At 34.7% G+C, this 12,069-nt stretch carries 7 protein-coding genes; 1 reads left to right on the forward strand and 6 read right to left on the reverse strand.

Going from position 1 to position 12,069, the window contains the following annotated elements:
• Positions 1-27: 27 nt before the first annotated feature.
• The 6 genes from GGR32_RS10875 to GGR32_RS10900 form a co-directional block, all read right to left on the reverse strand.
• The gene (locus tag GGR32_RS10875; protein ID WP_183478226.1) at positions 28-372 is read right to left on the reverse strand and encodes a DUF3024 domain-containing protein; all 345 of its coding nucleotides are present in this window, start codon (positions 370-372) and stop codon (positions 28-30) included.
• 229 nt (positions 373-601) lie between these two features.
• Complete coding sequence (locus GGR32_RS10880; protein WP_183478227.1) at positions 602-1,090, reverse strand: DUF2938 domain-containing protein; 489 nt, start codon at positions 1,088-1,090, stop codon at positions 602-604.
• 69 nt (positions 1,091-1,159) lie between these two features.
• Positions 1,160-2,008: a helix-turn-helix domain-containing protein gene (locus GGR32_RS10885; protein ID WP_183478228.1), complete on the reverse strand. Its 849-nt coding sequence runs from the start codon at positions 2,006-2,008 to the stop codon at positions 1,160-1,162.
• Between the two features lie 302 nt (positions 2,009-2,310).
• Complete coding sequence (locus GGR32_RS10890) at positions 2,311-3,393, reverse strand: WG repeat-containing protein (RefSeq protein ID WP_183478229.1); 1,083 nt, start codon at positions 3,391-3,393, stop codon at positions 2,311-2,313.
• A gap of 438 nt (positions 3,394-3,831) precedes the next feature.
• Complete coding sequence (locus tag GGR32_RS10895; RefSeq protein ID WP_183478230.1) at positions 3,832-4,008, reverse strand: hypothetical protein; 177 nt, start codon at positions 4,006-4,008, stop codon at positions 3,832-3,834.
• Between the two features lie 173 nt (positions 4,009-4,181).
• Positions 4,182-5,009, reverse strand: a complete 828-nt coding sequence (locus GGR32_RS10900; protein ID WP_183478231.1) for a hypothetical protein — start codon at positions 5,007-5,009, stop codon at positions 4,182-4,184.
• A 478-nt stretch (positions 5,010-5,487) separates the two neighbouring features.
• Here GGR32_RS10900 and GGR32_RS10905 point away from each other — a divergent pair.
• The coding region (locus tag GGR32_RS10905; RefSeq protein ID WP_281372630.1) for a choice-of-anchor Q domain-containing protein at positions 5,488-12,069 on the forward strand (6,582 nt) is incomplete at its 3' end.

The raw sequence follows: 12,069 nt of genomic DNA on the forward strand, positions 1-12,069 counted from the left end.
TTAAGTTGAAATAATATTTTGCCGTAATTATCCAAAAAAACAACCGTAATTATCATCATTAATTACAGCTATTATTTCGTCTAAATGAGTTGATTTTGGAAAAGGCTTGTAACGCTCCCATTTTTCGCTTGCTCGTTTCCAATATAAATTCCATTCTTTGGTTGATTTATAAAATCTAATTTTAGCGAATTCAATATTTTGTATTTCTTCAGGGTTATCCCAAAAAGGTCTTATTTCATACAGAATTACAATTTTACCATCGTAGGAATACCCATAATCTAATTTTTTACGGATTGATTTTTCTTCTGGCCGTAACTTTTCAACATATTTTTTTATTATAAACTCATTTATATCAATTACATTATCTTTCATTTTTTTCACTTTTTAGCTTATACAAAATTTCTAACAAGTATAATAAAAAAGTTTAACAACTTCTCTTCTAAGCAACACTTATAAAAAATCGTTTGCCATAGCAAAAAGTGGTTTACCTTATGATGCTACTTATAAAAATACTTTGGTTTAAAAAAGTATAAATTTTATTTGTTTTTTACCTCAGTTCTTTGTTGTGCGTTCGTTTTTTGCTTATATTATCTTTCTGTGATTACAAAAGTTTAATTTTATTAATCAATAACGCGCTTAGAAATAGTCCGATACCATAAATACTATGGATAATTAAACTCATCAAACGGGCTTTATTAGGGTCTGGCAAATTTGCTCCTGCAATTCCAAATCCAAAAGCTGGTTGCATTAAAAAGAAAGGAGCAACCATTGTTAATATACCAATTACCAAGGCTGGAAAAAGAGAAGGACTTTCTACCCATTTTTTACCAAATAATATTACAAGTAAAAAGGCAAAAGCAATGCCTATAAAGTAATGTGCAAATTGCCCAATGATTTGTTCATTTTTTATTATTGGAGCGTCAAATATTTTATTGTGAAAAAATTTCCCCTTAAAAATATGACCTATCCATCTTCCTAAAAATCTATAATCTAGACCGTTTATTCCAAATTGCTTTAAAATAAATGCGTAAATATCCATCGTAGCGGTAGCACCAATGCCTATGAGGATTATTTTAATTATTGTGTTCATCGCTTCTAAATTTTGTTAAACATTGAGCAATGATAGCATGCTTTTAGGGTATATTCATAGGATTTTGTTTTAAAGAAATAGTACTTTTTTAAAATTTTTACGAAATGATTTAGGCGTATGTCCTGTGTGTTTTTTAAAAAAGCGAATAAAATACGCAGGGTCTTCATAACCTAATTTATAAGCAATTTCATTTATTTGGTTTGATGTTGCTAATAATAACCTTTTAGATTCAAGCACTATTTGCTCATTAATCATTTGAGAACAAGTTTTTCCTAATAATTTTTTGGTAACACTATTAAGCTTATATGGGGTTTGATGTAAAACATTAGCATAGTCTGAAACTCGTTTTTTTTCAAAAACATGTTGTTCTATTTGAAGTATTAAATTGTCTAATATCTCTTGCTCTTCAAGTGTTTGAGTATTATGGAAATTTGTTTGTTTACTATTTTCACGATCTAATAGTATTAATAAAATATCTAAGTTTGCTTTTATTACATTTTCAAATCCCTTTGATTTCTCTTTAAACTCTTTGAAGATATTTTTAGAAGTACTTAAAATGTTGCCAAAACCAAATTGATTAAATGTATAAAAGTTTTTCTGAGTTACTTTTGCCAAAAGCAGATTGCCATAATATTTTGAACTAAAAGTAATAAGATACCCCTTACTTCCTTTTTGAAGGATGAGTTCATGAACTTGCCCGGGTCGTAAAAATGTAACTGTATTTGCAGCTACAGGAATCTCTTTAAAATCTACATGATGTTTTCCTCTAGCTTTATCTAAAATCATTAAGAAAAAGAAGTCGTGACGATGCAAACCTTCTTCCATATTTTTGTCTAAGTATATATCTTCAAAACGAATAATATGAAAGCTCTCCAAATGAGAAGGTGCATATATGTTTCTTATTATTATTTCTTGCATCTAACACGCTTATTTAGATTATATTAAAGAAGCCTAACTTACAGGTATGTGATTACGCTGAAAACACACCTCTACTATATAATGTTTTAACAATAAAACTTCATAATATATTTGTTTTTCACCTCCGTTCTTTGTTGGCAACAGTTTTCATCACATATATTCATTAAAAATTGAAATCAGAACCGATTGAAATATTATTGCTCTTCTCAAAATTCCAGGATGAATTTTATAAAAGATGTCACTTATATGTGGTCGGTCGGGATTTTAAAACCGAATCCTTGTCCATCAGATCAAATGTTATGTTATTTTATTTCTCCATTTCTTATTGTTACACAAATTAGTTTATATCCATCGTCAGTTCGTAAAAATTCGTAATGATTTTGTGATAAGTCCTTTTTGTTTTTATGAGTTATAATGATTGTCATTGTTGGATAAATCGATTCATTGGCTTCACCACAATTATTGAAATATTTTTCAAATTCAACTCCATTAAACATAAAAGGATTTAAACCACCTTTGGATATAAAATATTCACAAGAAGGTTGCAAAATTTCAAATAAACTGTTTTTTAGAATTGAGAAATTGTCGGTAATAAATTTTTCTCTGCTTGTTTTAGTCCAACCTCCTGGAGACTTCCATGTAATCGTACCATAAGATGCATTTATCAATTTCTCTGGTGTAAGCTTAATGTATAAATCATTTTTAAGCCATTGTATAAACTCTTTTTCAAAATCAACAAATGAGTAGTGACTACCATCAACTGCTAAAAAAGATTTTCTTATTGTATCGGAATTTGGAGATGCAGCCTTTGCAAGGGAAAAAAAGTTTAAATTATTGCTGAGTTTAAAGTTATTAATTAGTACATTGTTGTTAGTGTCAATAAGAAGTTCCCGACCACCAATCCATCTATAATGCTCTCCTCCATCCCAATATTTTTTTTCAGCACCTTTAAGTGCGATTATCATTCCATTCCTGACTCTTGTCAAGTCGTTATATTCTGCTGGAATTACTATATCCCCACTTTTATTAAATATTCCTACTTTGTCATTTTTTTTGTCTCTAAAACGAATAAAGCCTTCACTTTCACAGTCAGGCGTATTATCAAATATGTACAAACTATCTCTGCCTATAATTTCACCTTGTTTAGTTAGATAGTAATTTTTCCAACTTCCGTTAATTTCTTCTGCAACTGCAATTATATTTTCAAATTTCCCTGCACTCGTAAAGCCGGTAAATTTTGGTTCTATTTTCACAACTCCATTTTCGTCTTTATAACCTATCAATGTCGTGTCTTTATTCCAAAATGAAGTCCAAGTACCGTTACTTTGTCCAAATAAAGTTAAATTTGAAATTGCTGTAAGGAAAATCAATATGTATAATTTCATTGTCATTTGTTGTGTCATTCTATAATAACAGTTAACGAATTTGTTAGCTTGTTGCCAGTAGTTATTTTATGTTATTTACCCAATTCACAATGTACTCTTTAAAAGCTAAGTCTACGTTATAAACTTCATTCGTTTTCCAGTCAATTCCACTTTTGGTCATAAAGTGATTTAGTTCACTAATTAATTTGAATTCTATATTCGGATTTTCAATATTATCTAATTCAGTTTTGCTTTATTTTGGGTCAATTAAAATGTCTTGTTCTCCGATAATTACTAAAGTAGGGAAATTTATATTTTTATATGTTTTCGTGCCGTCAATTCGAGCAAATTCTACATTATGAGGCATTAAATAATTAGAAAATAATTTTTTAAAATTTCTAGTTTATATTACGAATTGTTTGGAATCACTAATTTAGTAAATAAAATGTTTTCAGAAGATTAGATACCATTTTTTATTATTAAAATACCAAATAAGATTAAAATAACTGAAAATGAAAATAAGGTATAACCTCCCCAAATAAAACTCATTTTCTTTTTTATTTTAATATTTATATAAACCATAACAGCTATAAATAAACCTAAAAGTAGCATCGGAAGTCCTATAAGTAAATTCATTTTTAATAATTATTTATTGGCAGATTCAAGATTAATCTTTTTACAAGCAATAAGAATGGTCAAAATCGATATGTAGATTGCTTTTTTCATATTACTGCCAACGGTTTGGCTATGAAGCTGTAGGCTTGTGTTGCGCCTGCGGCAAGCCTATGCTTTATGAGCCATTGTTGTGCTTAGTTTTGTTTTACTCCATTTCTCGTTCCATGCTCACTGACACCAAACTCTTCTTTGTATTTCAGCTCTTCAAAGATGGGATTCAAGTCTTCTTGTGGAATTTCATTTAAGTCCATCAAATCATATAAAGCATGACCGATTTGTGTAAGCTTAAAATTCTCAGGAATAACTTCATTCCTTGTAACCATCATAAGATTATTCTGGTCAATAATTCCAAGGTTTACCAAATCGAAAATATCTTGTTTTAATATTTCTAATTCAAAAGAAAATTGTGCGTTCGGATACCAAGAATAAACTTCTTTCATTAACTCATTAGTGTTGTATAAAACATCCTTTTGTGCAAAAAAAGAAATAACACAATATTTTCTATAAGTAAAGCTTTCAGCCATTGATAAAATTTGATTTGCTGTCTCAGATGATATTCCAGTATCAAATGTTGCTTTCTCAAAAATCTTCGAAATATATTTTATTTTTTTCTCTTGGTATTGGTCTTTACACTTTAATAATACTCCCTCAAATAATTCTTCAGCAGAACTCCTTCCATTAGTATTGTCAAAAAATGAATCTTGTCTTATTTGAACTCCTAAATCAAGGTTATTCTGAATTCCTGTAAACATAAAAGCAGCGGATGCAGCAGTTCTGGCATTTTCTCTTTCCGCTAATTTCCTGCTAATTATTTCTTTAATCCCACTTGTCAATGCCACACCTAATCCACCACCTAAAATTGCTCCTGCAGGTCCTCCTATTAAACCGATTGCTCCACCTGCAACTCCACCAGCAATATCAGCTCCTGTTTCTAAATATTTTTTTATCTTATCCTTATCCATTTGATTGGGACATTTTTAAATTAAGCACAACTTCTATACACCCTCAAATATATATAACTTTTTAAGAAAAAAGACTTAACTATATATTGTATTTCACTGTTTTTATAAAGTATTCTGAAGGTGCTTTTAGTTTGTGTCCAATGTTTTTATAAGAAATATTGGAGGTATATTGGACTCAATATGGACTCACCTTGCACTTACCTAGGGTTGTATAAGTTCCATAAGCTCATCGTAACACAGCCTAAAAACAGTCGTTAAAAAGCTAAATAACTTCCCTCTTAATCAACATTTACAAAGCTACACTAGCCTATACAATTTCTAAGCTAGCTACCTAATATAAAAGTAGTATGCCCTTTTCTCGCGTAGCAACATTGAAAAAAATACGTAGAGGTACGTATTTCTTTTTACGCATCTCTTATCGAACTTGCACAGAAATAAACATTATCCAATTCTAAAAATTAAATATATAATCTTTGTCATGAAAAAAAATACTTTTTTATTTTTCTTCTTCTTGCTATTTTCTTTTAGTCCAAATGTTTTATCCCAAACGGTAAATCTATTTTTTAGTGACTTTGAAAATGCCTCTTCGGCATGGACAAAAGGTAGTCTTTTAGGAGAAAACAAATGGGAAATAGATGAATGTGCTGGTAATGGTCCATCTGTTACAGGAACAGCTTCAGCCTATATTACCGACGGTGCTATATCGGCATGCGGCTATACCTACACCTATTTAAATTCATCTTCCATAAATCATTCAATTACGCTATCTCGTGAAGTTAATACATACGGCGGAACCAATTTATTACTAACTTTTGATTATAATATAGGGGGGAATTCTGGAGATTACGGCGAAGTAGTTTACAAAACCAGTGGAGGTGCTTCTTGGAATCTTGTACCTGGTTCAAACCTAACCTCATCCGGAGGGTGGTCATCCATGTCTATTTCTCTCCCTTCTTCGCTTGATGGAACGACTTTCGACCTAGGTTTCCGTTATACGTATGATAACTCTATCATCAACCTTCCAGGTCTTGCGGTTGATAATGTAAAACTCGAAGCCATTGTACCTACCTGTCCTACAGGAAACGTCATCTTCAGCTCACAAGCAGAAATAGATTCCTTTGCAAGTATTTTCCCTAATTGCACAACGATTTCAGAAAACATGAGCATTTCTGGTAATAACATCACCAACTTAAACGGTTTAAGCAATATAGAAGATATAAACGGAACACTTGGAATTTCGTTAAATCCTTTATTACAAAACCTTGACGGATTGAGTAGCTTACAAAGTGTAAGCACTGTTCATATTGGAAATAATAACATATTAACCGATGTTTCAGGGCTGGAAAATATAGATGCAACTATGATAACCAATTTGGGTATTATCAATAACCCACAGCTTGCCACCTGTAATAATACAGCATTCTGTACATACCTTTCTGACCCAAGTAACTTTAGGGTGATAACGGGTAATGCAGTAGGTTGCGAAAGTAATATAGCCGTAATAAAGGCCTGTGACATTATCAATCCCAGTACTAACAACATCCTCTATGTAGATATTAATGCAGATACCAGTACCAGTAACCTTAGTGGAGATTCTTGGGCTAATGCCATCCCAGAACTTGCCGATGCTTTAAAATGGGCAAGAACAATGCATAATGCAGACAACAATTGGTTACAAAACGATAGTCTGCAAATTTATGTAGCTAAAGGAACTTACAAACCACTTTATAGTGCCGAAGATGGAAATTACACCACTAACGGAAACCGTGATAACTCGTTTGTTATGGTTAAAAATGTACAATTATATGGTGGTTTTGACCCAGATAACGGTATTACTAATCTTACCCATCAACGTATTGCTCCAGCAACTACCCAAGGAACTATCTTAAATGGCGACCTCAATGGCGATGATGGAAATAACGTAATCAATATTTTTGATAATGCTTATCACGTACTCATTTCTGCCGATGATGTAGGCAACGCTCTACTGGACGGTTTTACCTTAACTGGAGGAAATGCACACAAAAATACCGACATGCAAGTTAATGGACGTAGTGTATATAGACACCTAGGAGGCGGAATAATAAATCGTTATTCTTCTCCTACATTAACCAATATCATCATTACGGAGAATAGAGGAAATTACGGTGCAGGAATATATAACAATACCTCTTCCCCAAATTTAACCAATGTGACCATAGCTAAAAATATAGCCCATAAAGACGGTGGAGGAATGTATAATTATTATTCTTACCCAGATTTAACCCATATAATCTTTTCTGAAAATACCTCAAACAGAAATGGTGGAGGTATATATACTACCAATTCTTCGCCAAGCTTAATTAATGTAACCCTTGTTGGAAACACAGCTACCGATGAAGGAGGTGGAATATATAATAACCTCTCTTCATGGCCCGAATTGTATAATACTGTTTTATACGCCAATACACCTACCGATATTCATGATGTATCTCCCTTAGCAGCAGTAAGCACCAACAACTTTAGTGAAACCTCATATACTATTGGGAATAGTTTTACCCAACTTGTTACAAACCCTTTTGTAAACAGCACTAATTCTATTGGTAATGACGGAATTTGGGGTACTCAGGACGATGGTTTGTACCCAATTAATACGAGCCTACTTATAAATGCGGGAGACAATAACGCTAATACCGAAACTACCGATATTGTAGGAAATTCTAGAGTTTTCGCAGATATAATTGATGTTGGTGCTTATGAAAGTCAAATAACCCCTATAACCCCCGATACCAACAACATTATCTATGTAGATATTAATGCAGATACCAACACCAGTAACTTTAGCGGAGATTCTTGGGCTAATGCCATCCCAGAACTTGCCGATGCTTTACTTTGGGCAAGAGTTCAAAATCATGCCAATAACGCAGTTTTTGACAGCCAAGTCCTTCAAATTTATGTAGCTAAAGGAACTTACAAACCATTATATAACGCTGCCGATGGAAATTATACCACCAACGGAAACAGAGACAATGCGTTTGTCATGGTCAAAAACGTACAACTGTATGGTGGTTTTGACCCAGATAACGGCATTACCAACCTTACTCACCAACGCATTACCCCCTCAACTACTCAAGGAACAATTTTAAGCGGAGACCTTAACAATGATGATGGGGCTAACTTTACCAACAACGGCGAAAATACCCACCACATACTTATCTCTGTTAACGATATTGGCAACGCCATATTAGACGGTTTTACCATAACTGGAGCAAATGCTAATAAAAGTAGCAACATAGCTGTTTACGGAACAAATGTATTTGGAAGTGAAGGAGCTGGAGTATTTGTTCAAAATAGTTCTTCACCTAAGCTAATCAATGTTAACATCACCAAAAATAAAGCAGACGTTAGTGGAGGAGGAATACGTATTGGAGACCTATCAACCCCTAACCTAACAAATGTAAACATCACAGAAAATACAGCAGGATCCTTTGGAGGAGGAATGCGCATAGGAAATTCTTCACCTACACTTATCAATGTAAGAATTACAGGAAACATAGCTGGTAATCAAGGAGGAGGAATATTTAACGGCTCTGGATATGCAACATTAATGAACACCACTATTGCTGAAAACAGTCCTAGTGCTATCCATGCTGGAGGATGGACTTATTGGGACAATACTATTGTATGGGGAGGGATAACTCGTCCTGGTTCTTCCACTACCTACACCACTCAAAACTGTTTAATCGAAGGAAGCAGCAATACCAATAACGGAAACATTAGCGCGATAGGAGTACATACAACCGATGTTTTTACCGATCCGTTTAACGGCGACTTTACATTAAAAGACGGAAGTCCTGCTATAGATATGGGGAGCAATCAATTATACTGGGGTGCTATAGGAAATGGCGCTCCGGTTCCTCCGTTAAATGATAACCGTTGGGGAACCGACCTTGCTGGAGATATGCGTATATCTGGTATTTCTATAGATATTGGAGCCTTTGAAGGCGAAAGTCAAATGGTTCCTTTAATCCCCGATACCAACAATATTATCTATGTAGATATTAATGCAGATACCACTACCAGCAACCTTAACGGAAATTCTTGGACTAATGCCGTACCCGAACTTGCCGATGCTTTATTTTGGGCAAGAATAGTTAAAGATCCCACTTGGGCAACTACTCCCCTACAAATTTGGGTTGCTGCAGGTACCTATAAACCAGGTACGCTAGAAAGCAGCAGCTTTAAAATTCCCTCAAATGTAACCGTATTAGGTGGTTTTTCTGCAACAGAAACAAATGCTGATGAGCGAAATTGGACAACAAACCCTACTATTTTAAGCGGTGATTTAGACAACTCTGCTTCTAGCAATTCTGGCGATGCACATTCTATTGTTAGCTTCTTAAATGATGATAATGCCGTTTTGGATGGTTTCATCATAGAATACGGCTATGCAGACGGAACGGCTGTTATAGACCGTACTGGAGCAGGAATATATATTAACAACGCAACAAGTATACGCATAAACAACGCTATAATAAGATACAATACTGCTTATGGCAATGCTAATGATGGTGTTGGCGGTGGCTTAGTTAGTTTTGGAGAAGCTACACTAACCAATTGCTTATTTTATGAAAATACAGCTAGTGCCAATGGAGGAGCTATTTCTGCAGAAAACGGCACCATAAATCTCGTTAATTCTACCATAACAAATAATACTGCTCAAAAAGGTGGTGGAGTTCACTTTTATGGAGGCGATATAGAAGCTGTGAACTCCATCTTTACACAAAACAGCGGAACAAATGGAAACATGAATGATGATAGCGGTATCAACGCTGGTACTGCCAATGTTTCGTATTCTTTATTTTACAATAGCACTACAGGAAACAACGGAAATTTACCTCCTCATATAGTAGATGGAGGAAATAACATATATAATACAGACCCCTTATACAAAACAGGATATCGTTTATTAGACTACTCTCCTGCTATAGATATCGGAAATAACACCGCTTATACCAATGCCGGCGGAGACATCAATAACGATAAAGATTTAGCAGGAAAATCTCGCCTATATAACAACATCATAGATATAGGGGCTTTTGAAAGTGAATACCTAATTTTACAACCCGATACTAACAATATTATTTACGTAGATAAAAATGTAGATACCAATACTAGTAATCAAAATGCTAATTCTTGGGCTAATGCCATCCCAGAACTTGCCGATGCCCTAAAATGGACAAGAATACAACAAAATGCCGACAGCTCGGTTTTTGATAGTCAGCCCCTGCAAATCTACGTAGCCAAAGGTACATATAAACCTTTATACAATGCCGAAGATGGGAAATATAGTGTTAACGGAAACCGAGACAATGCTTTTGTTATGGTTAAAAATGTCCAATTATATGGAGGCTTTGACCCCGCTAACAACATTACCGATTTAACGCATACCCGTGATTTTTCTGAAACCACAGGAACCATTTTAAATGGAGATTTTAACAATGATGATGTTGTTACAGGTAGCGGTGCTTCGCTTAGTTTTAGTAATACCACCGAAAATACTTATCACGTAGTCATTTCTGCTAATGATGTAGGCAACGCCCTACTAGATGGGTTTAGCCTTACTGGAGGAAGTGCTAATGGAAGTAATGATATAACCGTTAACGGACAAGCTATATTCAAACATCTTGGTGGGGGGATGTATAATTCTAATTCTTCACCAAGCTTAACTAATGTAAACATTGTAAACAATACAGCAGATGGAAACGGCGGCGGGATGTATAATGAAAATTCATCAACAAACTTAACCAATGTGAAAATTGAAAGCAATACAGCAAATTATGGAGGGGGAATATATAATGAAAACTCTTCGCCTAGCTTAACCAATGTGAATATCATTAAGAATAACTCAACTTATCGAGGCGGCGGAATATTCAACATGTCAGGGTATGCAACGCTTACCAATACGACTATTGTAGGAAATAGTCCGAATGCTATTTATGCTTATGGCTGGACCTTCTGGAACAACAGCATTGTTTGGGGAAGTATAGATGGCAGCAATTACACCGCAAAACACTCACTAATACAAGGAAATAGTAATACAAGCAACGGTAACATCGATGCTACGGGCTTAAGCGAAACCGATATTTTTACAGACCCTGTTAACGGTGATTATAGCTTAAAAGATGGAAGTCTTGCTATAGATGCAGGTAGTAATAGTCTTTATACAGGTGATATCAATAACGATACCGACTTAGCAGGAAATACACGTTTGTTTGGCAGCACTATAGACATCGGAGCTTTTGAACATCATGGAATAAAAACCTATTGGACAGGTAACATAAATACCGATTGGCATACCGCAGGAAACTGGACAAGTGGATTACCTAGCACTACCAGTAATGCGGTTATAGACCAAGTTACCAACCAACCTTTGGTTGCTGCTACAAGCTCAGCAGAAGCTTACAGCATTGTAATCAACCCAGGAGCAAGCCTATCTGTATTAGGAGAGTTAAGTTTCCAAACAAGTTTAACCAATCACGGAGATTTATTATTCTTAAGCAATGCCAACGCCACCGGTCAATTAGCAGAACTTCCTGAAGGAGCAAGCATCACCGGAAACCCTGCAGAGGTACAACGTTATATTCCTAGCGGCACAAGAGCCTTTAGGTTCTTATCATCTGCCGTGAATAGTACCGATAATATCCATACAAACTGGCAAGAAGGTGCTTTAAACAACACCGATAATCCTACGCCTAGTTTTGGTACGCATATTACAGGAGATGCAACTGGTTTAAATGGTTTTGATGCAACGCCTAGTGGTAATGCTTCTTTATTTGATTTCGACAATGCCACCCAAACTTGGAATTCCATTACCAATACCGATGTGAATACCTTAACTATTGGGAAAGCTTACCGCTTGTATGTACGTGGTGACCGTAGTATTGATGTAACTTCGAATGCAGCAACACCAACGGCTACCACACTAAGAGCTAAAGGTAGCTTACACACAGGAAACTTTAGCCTAAGCAACCTGAGTGGAACTGCTGGCGGATTTAACTTTGTAGGAAACCCGTACCAA

The organism is Mesonia hippocampi, from assembly GCF_014197445.1.
Classification (GTDB): domain Bacteria; phylum Bacteroidota; class Bacteroidia; order Flavobacteriales; family Flavobacteriaceae; genus Mesonia; species Mesonia hippocampi.